A 15,386-nucleotide genomic window follows, 5' to 3' on the forward strand; every position below is an offset into this window, starting at 1 on the left:
CCATGAGTGACATGCTGCGCGCCCCCGCAGAGGTGAAGTACGCCGACGAGCTCGACTGGCTGGAGTCGGTCGACGACGGCCCCAAGCCGTTCTCGTGGCGGCTCAGCCCGCGCATGATCCGCATCTTCATCCTCGGCTCCGAGCGCTCCGACGGGCTCGACCGCGAGATCCCGCAGAAGTGGTTCGGTGACCGCAGCTTCGTCGAGCGCAGCATCGTGACGCTGGCCTCCGACCGCGGCCTGCTGCTGATCGGCGACCCCGGCACGGGCAAGAGCTGGCTGGCCGAGCTGCTGGCCGCGGCGATCTGCCGCAACTCCACGCTGGTCGTGCAGGGCACCGCGGGCACCACCGAGGACCACATCAAATACTCGTGGAACGTCTCGATGGTCATCGCCAAGGGCCAGTCGCGCGAGTCGATGATCCCCTCGCCGATCATGAACGCCATGGAGCAGGGCGTGATCGGCCGCTTCGAGGAGCTGACCCGCTCGACCAGCGACGTCCAGGACGCGCTGATCTCCATCCTGTCGGAGAAGTACGTCTCCATCCCCGAGCTCGACGACGACAACATCGTCTTCGCCCAGCCCGGCTTCTCGATCATCGCCACCGCCAACAGCCGCGACCGGGGCGTCAACGACCTGTCGTCCGCGCTCAAGCGCCGCTTCAACTTCGTCCGCATCCCGGTGGTGACGAACAAGAAGAGCGAGGCGGAGATCGTCCGGTTCCGTACCGAGGAGCTGCTGCGCCGGCACCAGATCGAGCTCGACCTGCCGCCCACGCTGCTGGACATCCTGCTGCAGAGCTTCGCCGACCTGCGGGCCGCGGCCGCCTCGGCGACCAGCGACGACGAGAAGCTGGAGTCCGCGCTGTCCACGGCCGAGCAGATCGGCGTGCTGGAGGACGCCATCCTGCACAGCCACTTCTTCGGCGACCGCACACTGCGCCCCGAGACGCTGGCCGGCTCCCTGGTCGGCTCGCTGGCCCGGCGCAGCCCGGAAGACCTGGCCATCCTCAACAAGTACTGGCACGGCGTGGTCGAGCCGCGCAGCAAGAAGGACGGCGGCCCGTGGCAGGACTTCCTCGAGGGCGGCCGCCAGGCCATCTCCACCCTGTCATGAGCCTCTTCCAACCGCTGAAGGATCAGCTCAGCGAGGCCGCCTCGGCCTTCGCGGGCGACGGCGCGGTGTCGTCCATCCTCACCGGCATGGTCGAGGACGTCGACCGGGCGCTGCGCGAGGAGCTGGAGATCTTCCCGGTCTGCCACCATTCGCCGGCCTCGGCGCTGGCCATGGTGCGCCGCCTGCGGGAGAAGCAGCCCAAGGTCATCTACCTGGAGCTCTGCGAAGACCTGGCGCCGCTGCTGACCGAGCTGCGCAACTGCCGGCTCCCGGTGGCGCTGCAGGCGTTCGCCACCGACCTCGACGGCTTCCCCAAGGGTTCGGGGCCGCTGAGCGTGGTGGCCCCGATCACCGAGGCGTCGGCCGAGTACCAGGCCATCTCGTACGCGCTGGAGACGCCGGGCGTCGAGCTGGTGCTGGTCGACCGCTCGGCCGACCACGTCTTCCAGTGGCTGCCGCGCGAACGGCAGGAGCCGGCGAAACCGGGGGAGGAGGCCGGCCTGCACGGCGACGCCGTCGGCGTGGAGATCGGCGACCTGCGCCCCCGCTTCGCCGAGCTGGAGGAGCACCTGCTCCACCACGGCAAGGTCCGCCACTGGTCGGAGTGGTGGGACCAGTACGTCGAGCAGCCGCTCTCCGGCGCCGACTACGACACCTACCGCCAGGTCATGGTCCTCATCGGCAGCCTGTTCCGCCGGTTGCGCCCCGACGACGACCGGCTGGCCGGCGACGAGGAGCGCGAGCGCTACATGTGGACCAGGATGCGCGAGCACCTGTCCGCCTCGGGCGCCGACCCGGCCGACTGCCTCTACGTCTGCGGCGCCTTCCACGCCGCCAGCCGCGTCGAGCAGTTCGGCCTGGCCGCCACGGCCCCGTACGAGATCGGCCCCCGCACCGCGACCCGCTGGCTGTACGGGCTGATCCCCTCCAGCCACTCGGCCATCGAGGCGCAGTTCGGGCTGGCCTCGGGGTCGGTGTCGATCGCCGCCGCCACCTGGGCCAAGGCGGTGACGCGGAGCAAGCTGACCCCGTTCCAGCTGGCCGGGCAGAAGGGGGCCAGGAAACGGCCGGTCAAGCTGCCCGCGCCCGCCGCGCCGGCGCAGGTCGCCGACCGGCTGACCGGCTTCCTGTCCAGGCCGCCCACGCTCGACGCGCTCGACGAGGCCGAGCTGCTGGGCTGGAGCGTCGACATCGTCCGGCTGGCCCGGCGCAACGGCTACCTCGCCAGCACCGCCGACGCCATCGCGGTGTTCGAGACGTCGATCCTGCTGGCCGGCATGCGCAACCGGGCCAGGCCCACGCCGTACGACTTCCAGGACGCGGCGGTCACCTGCATCGAGAAGGACGTCGTGCCGGGCCGGCGCGACGTGCGGCGGCTGTGCGAGATCCTGCTCGGCGGCGACCGCATCGGCTCGGTCGGCTACGACGCGCTGCCGCCGCTGGCCCAGAACGTCTACGACCGGCTGCGGCCGCTCGGCGTCGACTTCGACAAGCGCACGATCCAGCGGGCGCTGCTCGACCTGCACTCCGACCCGGAGCTGCGGCCCTGCTCCGACCTGCTGTGGATGCTGCGCTTCGTGCTGCCCGCCGACGCGGCCCGGCCGATCATGGGCGAGCGCAAGCTCGGCGAGCGGTCCATCCAGGAGAGCTGGGACCTCGCGCTCGGCCGCAACCAGCGGGCCATCATCGAGCTCGGCTACGAGGGCGTCACCATCGAGCAGGTGGTCGAGCAGCGGCTGCGCCGCGCGGTGTGGGAGCCCGACGCCACCGCCGCCGTGGCCCTGGCCGCCGTCGAGGACGCCATCCTCTACCTGGGCGGCGGGCGCGTCGCCGACGAGCTGGGCGCGCGGGCGGTGGAGCTGCTGGCCGGCGAGCGCGGCGTCGACGACGCCCCCGACGTGCTGCGCCGCATCCGCCGCCTGCTGGCCTACTACCGCACCGCCGAACCCACGCTGCCGGCGTGGTGCGAGGCGTTCGTGACCGAGGGGTACGCCCACTACTGCACCCTGCTCCCGACCGCGTTCGTCGAGGACGACACCGGGGTGCGGCAGGTGTCGGCGATGCTCGGGTTCCTGTTCACGATGGAGGGGCTGGCGCTGGCGCTCGGGTGCGACCGGGCGCAGCTGGAGATCGCGGTGCGGCAGTCGCATCCGGAGGCGCCGGCCAAGGTGGCGCTGCTGTGGGCGGCCCAGCACCTGCTGGGGCTGCTGCCGCTGGCCGAGCTGCGGTCGCGGTGCGACGAACTGCTCGGCAACCCGCTGGTCATCCCGTCGTTCCCGCAGTACATCACCGGGTTCGTGCAGGCGATGGAGCCGGCTCCGGCGCTGTCCGGGTTCGTGGTGGAGGTGATCTCCAAGGCGTTCGGACGGCTGCCCGACCAGGTGCTGCTGCCGTGGCTGCCCAAGCTGATCACGACGCTGCGCGACCAGGCGGGCGAGCTGATGCCGGTCCTCGTCCGGGAGGCCGGGCGCACGTTCCCCGGCAGCCTGACGGCGGTCGACGCCTGGACACCCCCGTGGGCCCGGACGGCGGCGGCCACGCCGAAGGCGGCCCCCGCGGTCGTGTCCGGGCCGGTCGCCGAGCTGCTGGCGGGGCATCCGGCGGCATGCGACGCGGTGGCGGGGCTGCTGGGCTGCGAGGGCGGCTGGCGACAGGCCGCCTCCGCCGCCGGGCCCGGGAACCGCGCGGTCGAGACCCTCCTCACCGCCCACCCCGCCACAACCACCGCCCTGGCAACCCTCCTCACCTGACGGCCCCTAGCCCCGAGTGCCGGACCCGCCGGTGCTCGGGGCGGGGTTTCCCTGCGCGGAGGGGGCGGGGGTCAGCGGCCGAAGCAGATGGTGTGGCCGGGGCGGACGTGGTCGGGTTTGTAGGCGGCCTGGTCGATCGTGACGCCCTCGGGGGACACGAGGAGGATGGTCTCGCCCTGGTTGCGGAGCTGTACCCGGCCGTCGAGCACGACCTGCAGCACGCCTCCGCCCGCGAGCACCCCCGTCAGCTCCATGCGCCCGCCCGCCGAGTCCGCCAGCCGCCACCCGCCGAGGTCCACGGACTGTCCGGTGACGTTGAGCAGGGTGACGGTCTCATGTCCCCGGTCGGCCCCCACCGGGTCGGGCAGCGCGGCCACGATGAGCACGTCCCCGGTGGACGGCGGGCGCGCGCCGACGGGCGCGCCGGGCGGCGCGGGGTCGGGGCTGATGACGAAGTCCTCGGGCCAGGCCGTGAGCTGGATCTGGTTGCCCGACGCCCGGATCACGTCGTGCAGGTTGCCGTGTTCGAGCCGGTCCAGCAGGAACACCGCGTCGTCCCGGTTGACGGGGTCGGCCCGGAGCCAGGCGTCGAAGCCGTCGAGGTTCGCCGCCCCGGTCGCCAGATAGGGCACCAGTCGGCGGAACAACTTCGGCCACATGACCAGCCGGGTGAGCGCGTCCAGCGAGCCGACCTCGGCCGGCCCGTCGGGGTCGGCGGCCGAGCGCGGCCAGATGCCGGTGGGCGCCGCCGCCGTCCTGGCCGCACGCGACACGCCGGCCAGGTGGGTGCGCAGCGTCGCGGGCAGCGTGGCGTAGAAGGCCGGGTACGTCAGCCCGGCGGCCAGCAGCCTGGCGTTCGCGGACGTGTCCACCAGCGCCTCGTCGAGGAACACGGCCTGCCCGTCGGGCCCGGGGTGCTCGCCGGCGAACACGAAGCCGATCAGCCGGCCGTTGGCGTCGATGCCGTTGCTGAGGACGTGCCCGCGCAGCTCGTCCTGGTCGGCAGACTGGACCTTGTTGGGCAGGTCGTCGAAGAAGCGCACGTTCGTGAAGCCGAGCAGCCGCAGCAGCTCGTCACGGGCCGCGTTCGCGCCAGCCGGCTCCTGGTGGGTGTCCTGGAAGTGGGTCTCCAGGGCGTCGATGGCCTCCAGGCGCACGGAGATGCCGCGTGCGCCGAGCTCCGGGGGCCGTCCGGACGGCCGGGCCAGCCCTTCGACCAGCGCGGGCGTGTCCGGCCTGAACTTGATCGTGTCGCCGTCGGGCTCGGGGCCCTGCCGGGGAAGGTCCGGGTAACGGATCACGAAGCTGCCGCGCAAAAGTGTGTAGCTCATTGGGTTCCCCCCCAAAAATAGCCATCACCGCCGTATCGGCCACCGGAGCGTAACTCCGCGCACTTCTCGGCGTCCACGTCCCACGCCGGGCCGGGGCACGGCCCGGCGGGGGACGTGCCGGCTCAGGCGGCGCCGAATCGGGGGATCGGCAGGTCCTCGGTGGCCAGGTGCACGATGTGCGACTCGGTGTAGACGTCGATGCTGTGCCTGCCGCCCTCCCGGCCCACGCCGCTGGCCTTGACCCCGCCGAACGGCGTGCGCAGGTCGCGCACGTTCTGGGAGTTGACCCAGACCATGCCCGCCTCGATCGACTGGGCCAGCCGGTGCGTGCGGCGCAGGTCGTTGGTCCACAGGTACGCCGCCAGGCCGTACCGGGTCGCGTTGGCCAGCTCCACCGCCTCCGTCTCGGTGGAGAAGGGCGTCACGCAGACGACCGGTCCGAAGATCTCCTCCTGGAAGATCCGCATGTGCGGGGTCACGTCGGCGAACACCGTCGCGGCCAGGAAGTTGCCCGCCGGCAGGTGCTCGGGCCGGGAACCGCCGGCGACCAGGCGGGCGCCCTCGCGCGAGCCGAGCTCGACGTACTCCATGACCCGTTCGTAGTGCTCGGGGTGGATGAGCGCGCCCAGCTCGGTGGCGGGGTCGCCGGGCGCGCCGACGCGGACCCGCGCGGCCCGCTCGGCCAGCCTGGCCACGAACTCCTCGTACACGGTGTCCTGGACGAGGATCCGCGAGCTGGCCGTGCAGCGCTCGCCGTTCAGCGAGAACACGCCGAAGACGGACGCGTCCAGCGCCCGGTCCAGGTCGGCGTCCGCGAAGACGAGCAGCGGCGACTTGCCGCCCAGTTCCATGGACAACGTCTTCAGTGACGACGCGGCGTTGCGCATGATGGTCTGCCCGGTGCCGCTCTCGCCGGTGAAGGAGATCACTGGCACGTCGGGGTGGGCGACCAGCGCCGCGCCCGCGTCCTCGCCGATGCCGTGGACCAGGTTGAACACGCCCTCGGGCAGCCCGGCCTCCTCCATGATCTCCGGCAGCAGGCTCGCCGAGGCCGGCGACCACTCGGCGGGCTTGAGCACCACCGGACAGCCGGCCGCCAGCGCCGGGGCCAGTTTCCAGGTCTCCAGCATGAACGGCGTGTTCCACGGCGTGATCAGCCCGGCCACGCCGACCGGCTTGCGCACGACGTAGTTGAGCTGCGCGGAGCCGACGCGGTAGACGTCCTCGCCCATGGTGGTGATGACGTCGGCGAAGAAGCGGAAGTTGTGCGCGGCGCGGCGGGCCTGGCCGCGGGCCTGGGTGATCGGCAGGCCGGTGTCCCGGCACTCCAGCGCGGCGATCTCGTCGTCCCTGGACTCGATGGCCGCCGCGATCGCGCGCAGCGTCCCGGCCCGCTGCTCGGCGGGCATCGTGCTCCACGGGCCGTCGGTGAACGCCTTCTGGGCGGCGGCGACGGCCGCGTCCACGTCGGCCGCGCCGCCCGCGGCGACCTCCAGGTACGGCTCGTTCGTGGTCGGGTCGAGCGCGGTGAAGGTCGCACCGGACTGGCTCGGGACGTGCCGGCCGCCGATGTAGTGCTCCAGTTTCATCAGGCGACTCCCTCGCTCTGTGCCAGTAGTTCGTTGATCCGGGCGATGCCGGGCTCGGTGGGGGTGATCAGGGGGGCCCGTACGTGGCCGGAGGCGATCAGGCCGCGCTGCTCCAGCACCCACTTGGCGGGCGCCGGGTTCGTCTCCACGAACAGCAGCTCGACCAGCGGGTGCAGCGAGTAGTGCAGCTCCAGCGCGGTCGCGTGGTCGCCCGCGGTGTAGGCCTCGTACATGCGGGCCACGGTCTTCGGCGCGAGATTGGCCGCCGCGCTGACGAAGCCGACGCCGCCGATGGCCAGCAGCGGCAGGCAGAGCAGCTCGATGCCGGACCACATGAGGAAGTCGCGCCCGCACAGGTTGAGCACGTGCGAGAAGTGCTCGAAGTCCTTGGTGGTCTCCTTGATGCCGACGATGTTGTCGTGGTCGCGGCGCAGCCTGGCCACGGTCGCGGGGGCGATGTCGACGGCGGTGCGCGAGGGCACGTTGTAGATCACGATCGGCAGTGCGGGGAACTCGGCGGCGACCGTGGCGTACCAGCGGTAGAGGGCTTCCTGGGTGGGACGGGCGTAGTAGGGCGTGATGACCAGGGCGGCGTCGGCGCCCAGGCGCTCGGCCTCGGCGGTCAGCCGCAGCGTCTCGTCGAGCTTGGCCGAGCCGGTGCCGGGCAGGAACGGCACCCGGTCGGCGGTCTCCTCGGCCACCACGGCCATCGCCGCGACGCGCTCCTCGACGGACTGGGCGCCGGGCTCGCCGGTGGACCCGCCGGTCGAGATGCCGTGCGAGCCCTGGTCGAGCTGCCAGCGCACCAGCGAGCGCAACGAGCCGAGGTCCAGCGACCCGTCGGCGGCGAACGGCGTCACCACGGGGGCGATGGATCCGCGGATGGTCGACGGATCCGAGCGGAACTTCATGGGGTTCTCCTTCTTGGGGGGTCAGCGCTGCTGCTCGTACGCCTCGCGCCAGGCGCCCTTCAGCGGGTAGAGGCCGTCGATCGAGGCGCCCTCGCGGACGCGATCGAGGATGAAACGCTCCTCGTCCTCCTGCCGGGCGGCGTCCCGGGCGACCTCGGCGACCAGCGCGGGCGGGATGACGACGACCCCCTCCGCGTCGCCCACCAGCACGTCGCCCGGGCACACCAGCACGCCGCCGCAGTCCACCGGCACCTGCGAGTCCATCGGGACGTGGCGGCGGCCGAGCACGGCGGCGTGCGCGGCGCCGTAGTAGGAGGGCAGGTCGAGGGAGGCGAAGGAGGGGCTGTCGCGCAGCCCGCCGTCGGTGACGACGCCGGCCGCGCCGCGGCGCAGGGCGCGCATGGCCAGGATGTCGCCCAGCGTGCCCGCGCCGTGCTCGCCGCGGGCGGAGATGACCAGCACCTCGCCCGGCTGGAGCTCCTCGACGGTGCGCTTCTGGGCGTTCATGCCGCCGCCGCGCTCGGCGAAGACGTCCTCACGCAGCGGCAGGTAGCGCAGGGTGCGCGCGACGCCGACCATGCGCAGGTCGGGACGGGCGGGGCGGACGCCCTCGATGAAGTGGTGGTCGATGCCGCGCGCGCGGAGCTGGGAGGAGAGCGTCGCGGTCGAGACCGAGCGCAGCGCGGCGACGACCTCCGGGGTGAGGGGGCCGGGAGCGGGGTGGGCGGCGCCGTACGCGGCGGCCCTGGTCGCCTCGGTGACCTGGGGCTGGACGCCGTACGCCGCGGGTGGCTCCTGGCCGGCGACGACCTCGTTGCGCAGCCGGGCCGTGCCCTCCAGCTCGACCTCCACCACGTCGCCGGGCCGGACGACGGTCGAGCCCGCCGGGGTGCCGGCCAGGATCAGGTCGCCGGGCTCCAGCGTCATGTACCGGGACAGGTCGGCGACGAGCAGGTCGAAGCCGAACAGCAGCTCGTCGGTGCACGCCTCCTGGGCGAGCTCGCCGTTGACGTACGTGCGCAGCCACAACCGTCCGGGATCGGCGCCGGTCAGCAGTTCGGAGCCGACCGGCGTGAATCCGTCCTGGCCCTTGGCCCGCAGGTTGGAGCCGAGGTCGGCGTGCTTGAAGTCGTAGACGCCGAAGTCGTTGGCCGCCACGTACCCGGCCACGTGCTCCAGCGCGCGCCCGGGGGAGACGCGGTGGGCCCGGCTGCCGATCAGGATGCCGATCTCGCCCTCGAACGCCAGCAGCTCGCAGCCCTCGGGACGCACCACGGGCCGTCCGGACCAGGACAGGGAGGTCGGCGGCTTGAGGAAGTAGGAGGGGACGGCAGGGACACGACCGCGCTCGGCGGCGCGGCTGCGGTAGTTCAGATGGACCGCGACGATCTTCCCTGGTGACAGTCCGAGAGGGTGTCCCACCTCGTCTCCTTCCAAATCATATACGACATCATTTATGTTATGGCATGTGGAACAATATCGACATACCCCCTCAGATGCCTACATGATGCTCATCACGTCATCAGTGGAGAGGAGAGTGCGGATGATGGCTCAGACCGCCCAGGCAGGCCGGGGAGTGGCGTGATGGGAGAGATCGTGCTGGCCGCCAAGATCACGCACGTGCCGTCGATCTGGCTGTCGATCCAGCCCGGCAGACACTTCGGCATCCGCCGGCCCGCGGAGCTCGCCCTCACCGAGGTCGGCAGGCGGGCGCGCGAGCGCGGCGCGGACACGTTCCTGATCGCCGACACCCATTGGATGAACAGCATCGGCTTCCACCTCAACGGCAAGCCGCGCCACCAGGCCACGTACGTCAGCCATGAGTTGCCGCACTTCATCCACGACCTCGCCTACGACTACGCGGGCGATCCCGAGCTGGCCGAGCTGATCCGCGAGGAGATCGTCGCGGGCGGCCAGAAGGCCCGCGTGCACACCTACCAGGACCTGGGCCTGGAGTACGCCACACTCGTGCCGATGTACTTCATGAACCAGGACGCCGACATCCGGGTCCTGCCCATCGGCTGCAACATCTACTCGACCGTCGAGGAGAACCGGCGGATCGGCGAGGCGCTGATGCGGGCCGTGCGCCGCAGCGACAGGAAGGTGGCCTTCCTGGCCAGCGGGTCGCTCTCGCACGCCTTCCCGCCCAACGAGATCGCCGAGTCGCTGCTCGACGACGTGAGCAGCGAGCTGAACCGCAAGGTGGACCAGGCGGTGCTGGAGATGTGGGACGAAGGGCGCATCCCGGAGTTCCTCGACATGTTGCCCGACTACAACGAGCGGTGCACCGGCGAGGGCGCGATGGCCGACACCGCCATGCTGTTCGGGCTGCTGGGCTGGCGCGAGTACACCGGGCGCGGCGAGCAGTTGTGCCCGTACTTCGGCAGCAGCGGCACCGGCCAGGTGGTCGTCGACTTCCCCGTACCCGCGTACCACACGAGATGAAGGAGCCGGCGCACATGACGGCCGTACAGACGTTCACGCCCGACCGGCCCGCGGGGGCGCCGCCCGTGCTGCTGCTGCACGGGTTCGCCTCCAGCGGGCGGCAGGACTGGGTGGAGACCGGGATCGCGGCGGAGCTGGCCGCGGGCGGGCGCGTGGTCGTCGTGCCCGACCTGCCCGGTCACGGCGAGAGCCCGGTCCCGGCCGGGCCGGCGGGCGCGCCCGAGGTCGCGGCCGCGCTGCTCGCGGTGGCCGGCGACGGGCCGCTCGACGTGGTGGGGTACTCGCTCGGCGCCCGGCTCGCCTGGGAACTGCCGGAGCTGGCCCCCGACCGGGTGCGCGCGGTCGTGCTGGGCGGGCTCAGCCCGTTCGAGCCGTTCGCCGCGCTGGACGTGGCGGCGCTGCGCTCGGCCGTCGCGGGCGGCGAGCCGGGCGACCCGATGACCGGCATGATCGCGGCGATGATCGCGGGCGCCTCCGGCGGCGACCCCGAACGGGCCGCCGGGCTGGTCCGGCTGGTCGAGGGCCTGCGCGGCACGCCGTTCGAGCCCAAGGGCTGGGCCGGGCGCACGCCGCCGGTGTTCGTGGCGGGCGCGCAGGACATGATGACCTCCGGCATCGAGAACGTCGTCGCGCTGGCCCCCGGCGCCCGGCTGGTCACCGTCCCCGGCGACCACCGCGGCGCGCTGGCCGGCCCCGAGTTCCGCGCCGTGCTCCGCGAGGCGCTCGGCCCGGCGTCGGGCACAGCGTCGGGCACAGCGTCGGGCACAGCGTCGGGCACGGCGTCGGGCACGGCGTCGGGCACGGCGTCGGGCACGGCGTCGGGCACGGCGTCGGGCACGGCGTCGGGCACGGCGTCCGGCCCGGTGTCCGGCACGTGACCAGCACCGGCGGAGTCGCGTCGAAGGCGGAGCTCAGCTACGAGATCCTGCGTTCGCGCATCCTGGACGGCACCTACGGCCCCGGCTACCAGCTCGTCATGGACCGCCTCGCGCGGGAGATCGGCGTCAGCACGATCCCCCTGCGCGAGGCGCTGCGCCGCCTGCAGTCCGACGGGCTGGTGGAGGTCGTGCGCAACGTCGGCGCCCGCGTCGCGGTCTTCGACGCGGCGCAGGTGCGGCACACGCTGGAGGTGCTGGCCCGGCTGGAGGGGTACGCGACCGCCGTCGCGGCCCCGCGCATGGGCCCGGCGGACGTGGCGCGCTCCCGCGAGATCAACGCCCGGCTGTTCCAGGCGCTCGACTCCTTCGACCCCACCGCGTTCACCGCGCTCAACCGCGCCTTCCACTTCTCGGTCTACGAGCACTGCGACGACGAGCACCTGAACTTCCTGCTGGAGGCCGAATGGACCAGGCTGGACCACATGCGGCGCTCGGTGTTCGGCTACCTGCCGGGCCGGGCCCGCCGTTCGGTCGAGGAGCACGAGCACCTGCTCGATCTCATCGCCGGGGGAGCCGACCCCGCCGAGATCGAACGGCTGGCCTGCGCGCACAAGACGAACACCGCCGGCGCCCTCTATGACGTCCGGGTCACCCGCGGCTAACGATCGGGTCATGCCCTCCCGGCATTTTGTCCTACACTGGTAGACGAAACGCCGTACGGAGGGGTGCCGCATGCCCAAGATCATCGACCACGACCAGCGTCGCAGCGACATCATCGACGTCACGTGGGACCTGATCACGAAGGGGGGCATCGAGGCGGCCACCATGCGTGAGATCGCGAACGCGGCGGGCTTCGCCAACGGCGCGCTCAAGCACTACTTCCCCGGCAAGGAAGACATCATCGAGGCGACGTACGAGCGCGCCCTGGCCATCGTGACCAGCTACGTCAAGCTCGACGGCCGCCGCGGGCTGGGCGCGCTGCGCGAGATGTGCGAGGCCGCGATGCCGATCGACGAGGAGCGCATCACGGCCGGCCGGGTGCTGCTGATCTTCTGGCAGACCTCGCTGACCAACCCCAAGCTGTACGACAAGTACCTGGAGCACCTGCGCGCCTGGCGCGGCATGCTGCACCGGCTGATCGAGGAGGGGCGCGCCGACGGCGACATCCGCACCTCGATCCCCGACGAGCAGCTCGTGGACGAGCTCGTGCTGCTCAACGCAGGGGCCAACGTGATGAGCCTGGTCGGCCCGCAGTTCTCCACGGTCGAGCTGCAGAAGCGGCATCTGGAGTCGTTCTTCGACCGCATCTCCCGGCCCTGACCCGCGCGTTCCGGCCCGCGCCGCCACCTGGGCGGCGCGGGCCGCGTCATGCTCGGGCCGGGTCGTGCCCGGCCCGGGTCGTGCTCAGACCGCTTCGGCCACGATGACGCGCGGGCTGCCCGGCAGGGCCAGCTTGTCCACCGGCTTCCAGGCGGCCTCGTCGAGCCAGGCGCGCACCTGCGACTCCTCGTAGACGACGGTCCCGTCGATCACCAGGTACTCCCCGGCGTGCAGCGCGTCGATGGCCCGCTGCTCGGCGTCGTCGTCGAGGAAGAAGTCGAGCAGCAGCAGCCGGGCCCCCGGCGCCGCCGCCGCGCGGGCGTTGCGCAGGATGGCCCGGTTCTGCTCGACGCCGAAGCGGTGGATGACGTGGTTGACCATGACCAGGTCGTACGGGCCGGCGGGCGTGGCCGTGTCGGTCGGGGCGCCGGTCACCTCGGCCCGGTCGGCGAACCCGGCCTCGGCCACCTGCTGGGTGACGGAGTCGGCGAAGGTCGGGTCGTACACGAAGGAGGCCCGCAGCTCCGGGTTGGCGCGCAGGGCCTCGAAGGCGAACGCGCTGGACAGGCCGCCCAGGTCCAGCAGGCTGCGGAAGCCGGAGAAGTCGAACGCGCCGCCCAGCATCCTGGCGTGCAGGCTGTTGTACGTCATGACCCCGGCCATGAACGTGCCCCACCGGTCGCCCGAGGTGTCCAGGACGCCCGGCTCGGTGGTGTCCACGGTCGTGTCGAACTGCAGCCAGTGGCCGTAGCTGATCTGGTTGAGGAACGTGAGGAACGGCCCGAGGTCCAGCTCGGACGACTTCCGCCCGGCCAGGTAGCCGGCCGCGTCGGCGCCGAGGGCGTACCGGCCGTCGGTCCTGGTCAGCAGGCCGAGCCCGGCCATGCTGTCGGCCAGGATGCGGGCCATGCGGGGGGTGACGCCGGTGGCCGCCGCGATCTCCCCGGCGCTGCGCCCGCCGTCCGCGAGCGCCTCGAACAGCCCGATGCGGCTGGCCGCGAAGAGCTGCTTGGCGCCCATGTATCCGGTGGCGATGGCGACGATCGGATCCGGCGTGGGGGAAGGCGTGGACATGGTCAAGGCCCTGCCCTTTCTGTATTGTCTACGAATGTAGACGTTCACCATAGACCCTCTGTCTACGAACGTGGAATAACCGTTGACAGTAGGGGGACCCTCTGTCAACCTTTGTAGAACTATCTGGCTCGAACATGGCTTTTCGGCAGCTCAGTGTGGGTTTGCGTGCCCCACTTCGAGCACGGGACCGGTGCCTGGAATGGAGCTCTCGCGCATGTCGCTGCTCACTCTGACGGATCTGACCATCGGCGTCACCCGGGAGGACGCCGAGCCCCAGGAACTCGTCCACCGGCTCACCCTCGACGTCGCCTCCGGGCAGACGCTCTGCGTGGTGGGGGAGTCGGGCAGCGGCAAGACCGTGACGGCGCTGTCGATCATCCGGCTGCTGGAGTTCGTGGCCCCGGCCTACACCGAGGGCGCGATCGAGGTCGGCGGCGTGGACGTCACGCGGCTGAGCGCCGAAGGCATGCGCGCCTACCGGGGCGCCCGGATCGGCATGATCTTCCAGGAGGCGCTGGACTCGCTCAACCCCGCCCAGCGCGTCGGCGTGCAGCTCATCGAGGGCTACCGGCCCGAGGGCGCGCTGCCCCGGCAGGCGCTGCGCCGGGGGAGCCGGTTGCGCCGCGAGGCCGAGGCCAAGGCCAGGAGCCTGCTCACCGAGGTCGGGCTGGCCGACACCGACCGGATCATGGCGCTCTATCCGCACCAGATGTCCGGCGGCATGCAGCAGCGCGTGATGATCGCCATGGCGCTGATGTCCGACCCCGACGTCCTCATCGCCGACGAGCCGACCACCGCCCTCGACGTGACCACGCAGGCCGAGATCCTGGCGCTGTTCCGTCGCGTGCAGCGTGAGCATCGGACCGCCTGCGTGTTCATCACCCATGACATGGGCGTCGCCGCCGAGATCGCCGACCGGATCGCCGTCATGTACCGGGGCAGGCTGGTGGAGGTCGGCGACAAGATGGACATCCTCCGCAAGCCTACGCATCCGTACACCAAGGCACTGCTGGAATGCGTGCCACAGCTCGGCGTCAGCCGCCGTACGGGCTTCCCGACGATCTCGGAGACCAGGCTGCGGGCCGCCACCGACGCCGGGGCCAGGCCAGGGAGCTCCGGCGGGACCGTGACCGAGACGCCGGCGCTCGGCGACGAGCCGGGGACGGTGACCGGCACCCCGCCCCTGGTCGTCGAGAACGTCACCAAGGTCTACCGGACCGGCCGCCGGGCGAGCGTGCGCGCGGTCGGCGGCGTCTCGCTGGAGATCGCGCCCGGCGAGTTCTTCGGCCTGGTCGGCGAGTCCGGCTCGGGCAAGACGACGCTCGGCCGCATGGTCAGCGCCCTGGAACGGCCGACCTCGGGCAGCATCTCCTTCGGCGAGCACCGCATCACCGAAGCGGGGCTGCGCGGCGACGAGCGCGCCTTCCGCCGCGCCACCCAGCTGATCTTCCAGGACCCGCAGAGCTCGCTCGACCCCCGGCACACCGTGGCCCGCATCATCGCCGAGCCGCTGCGCGAGCTGACCCCGCTGCGCGGCGCGGACCTCGACCGGCGGGTGGCCGAGCTGATCGACGAGGTCGGCCTGCCCGCCGACTGCGCCGGCAAGCTGCCCTCGCAACTGTCCGGCGGCATGCGCCAGCGCGTGTCCATCGCGCGCGCGGTCGCCGCCGAGCCGAAGCTCATCGTCGCCGACGAGCCCACCTCCGCCCTCGACGTCTCCGTCCAGGGCCAGGTCATGAACCTCCTCCTGCAGCTGCGCCGCTCGCACGGCATCAGCTTCCTGTTCATCACGCACAACCTCAGCCTGGTGCTGTCGGTGGCCGACCGCGTCGGCGTGATGTACAAGGGCGACCTCGTCGAGGTCGGCGCCCCGGAAACCATCGCCTCCTCCTCCACCCACGAGTACACGCGCCGGCTCCTCGCCGCGAACCCCGACTTGTCGGCATACGTGGGATAGCCCCGGGCCGACCTTC

General features: G+C 72.1%; 12 protein-coding genes. 7 read left to right on the plus strand and 5 right to left on the minus strand.

All coding sequences use genetic code 11. The features are described 5' to 3' along the window. Positions 1 to 2: 2 nt before the first annotated feature. Together AB0J76_RS30215 and AB0J76_RS30220 are read left to right on the plus strand one after the other, a co-directional pair. The gene (locus AB0J76_RS30215) at positions 3 to 1,115 is read left to right on the plus strand and encodes an AAA family ATPase (protein WP_352329618.1); all 1,113 of its coding nucleotides are present in this window, start codon (positions 3 to 5) and stop codon (positions 1,113 to 1,115) included. Then, positions 1,112 to 3,865 carry a DUF5682 family protein gene (locus AB0J76_RS30220; RefSeq protein WP_364391215.1) on the plus strand — a complete coding sequence of 918 codons (2,754 nt, stop codon included), beginning with the start codon at positions 1,112 to 1,114 and terminating at the stop codon, positions 3,863 to 3,865. The genes AB0J76_RS30215 and AB0J76_RS30220 overlap by 4 nt, the downstream gene beginning before the upstream one ends. A 71-nt stretch (positions 3,866 to 3,936) precedes the next feature. Here AB0J76_RS30220 and AB0J76_RS30225 read toward each other — a convergent pair whose 3' ends face one another. From AB0J76_RS30225 to AB0J76_RS30240, 4 genes are all read right to left on the minus strand, one after another. Then, positions 3,937 to 5,196 (minus strand): lamin tail domain-containing protein, encoded by a 1,260-nt coding sequence (locus AB0J76_RS30225; RefSeq protein ID WP_352328231.1) that lies wholly within the window; start codon positions 5,194 to 5,196, stop codon positions 3,937 to 3,939. Positions 5,197 to 5,318: 122 nt separating this feature from the next. Next, positions 5,319 to 6,785: a 5-carboxymethyl-2-hydroxymuconate semialdehyde dehydrogenase gene (gene hpaE / locus AB0J76_RS30230; RefSeq protein ID WP_364391218.1), complete on the minus strand. Its 1,467-nt coding sequence runs from the start codon at positions 6,783 to 6,785 to the stop codon at positions 5,319 to 5,321. Beyond that, positions 6,785 to 7,696 (minus strand): 4-hydroxy-tetrahydrodipicolinate synthase, encoded by a 912-nt coding sequence (gene dapA / locus AB0J76_RS30235; protein WP_352329653.1) that lies wholly within the window; start codon positions 7,694 to 7,696, stop codon positions 6,785 to 6,787. Before dapA ends, hpaE begins: the two co-directional genes overlap by 1 nt. Positions 7,697 to 7,717: 21 nt before the next feature. Continuing rightward, positions 7,718 to 9,118 carry a fumarylacetoacetate hydrolase family protein gene (locus AB0J76_RS30240; RefSeq protein ID WP_352329651.1) on the minus strand — a complete coding sequence of 467 codons (1,401 nt, stop codon included), beginning with the start codon at positions 9,116 to 9,118 and terminating at the stop codon, positions 7,718 to 7,720. Positions 9,119 to 9,280: 162 nt separating this feature from the next. Here AB0J76_RS30240 and hpaD point away from each other — a divergent pair, with 162 nt between their 5' ends. The 4 genes from hpaD (at position 9,281) to AB0J76_RS30260 (ending at position 12,339) form a co-directional block, all read left to right on the plus strand. Next, on the plus strand, positions 9,281 to 10,141 hold the full coding sequence (gene hpaD / locus AB0J76_RS30245) for a 3,4-dihydroxyphenylacetate 2,3-dioxygenase (RefSeq protein WP_352329649.1): 861 nt from the start codon (positions 9,281 to 9,283) through the stop codon (positions 10,139 to 10,141). A gap of 14 nt (positions 10,142 to 10,155) precedes the next feature. Beyond that, positions 10,156 to 11,019 (plus strand): alpha/beta fold hydrolase, encoded by an 864-nt coding sequence (locus AB0J76_RS30250; RefSeq protein ID WP_352329648.1) that lies wholly within the window; start codon positions 10,156 to 10,158, stop codon positions 11,017 to 11,019. Further along, on the plus strand, positions 11,016 to 11,681 hold the full coding sequence (locus tag AB0J76_RS30255) for a GntR family transcriptional regulator (RefSeq protein ID WP_352329646.1): 666 nt from the start codon (positions 11,016 to 11,018) through the stop codon (positions 11,679 to 11,681). The genes AB0J76_RS30250 and AB0J76_RS30255 overlap by 4 nt, the downstream gene beginning before the upstream one ends. 70 nt (positions 11,682 to 11,751) lie before the next feature. Next, complete coding sequence (locus tag AB0J76_RS30260) at positions 11,752 to 12,339, plus strand: TetR/AcrR family transcriptional regulator (RefSeq protein ID WP_352329644.1); 588 nt, start codon at positions 11,752 to 11,754, stop codon at positions 12,337 to 12,339. Positions 12,340 to 12,423: 84 nt separating this feature from the next. Here AB0J76_RS30260 and AB0J76_RS30265 read toward each other — a convergent pair whose 3' ends face one another. Then, on the minus strand, positions 12,424 to 13,413 hold the full coding sequence (locus AB0J76_RS30265; protein ID WP_352329433.1) for a methyltransferase: 990 nt from the start codon (positions 13,411 to 13,413) through the stop codon (positions 12,424 to 12,426). 214 nt (positions 13,414 to 13,627) lie between these two features. Between AB0J76_RS30265 and AB0J76_RS30270 the strand changes: the two genes are divergently transcribed. After that, a complete protein-coding gene (locus tag AB0J76_RS30270) occupies positions 13,628 to 15,370 on the plus strand; it encodes an ABC transporter ATP-binding protein (protein ID WP_352329435.1) in 1,743 nt (580 codons plus the stop codon). The last annotated feature ends 16 nt before the right edge of the window (positions 15,371 to 15,386 follow it).

This window comes from Nonomuraea sp. NPDC049624 (genome assembly GCF_040675255.1).
GTDB lineage: Bacteria > Actinomycetota > Actinomycetes > Streptosporangiales > Streptosporangiaceae > Nonomuraea.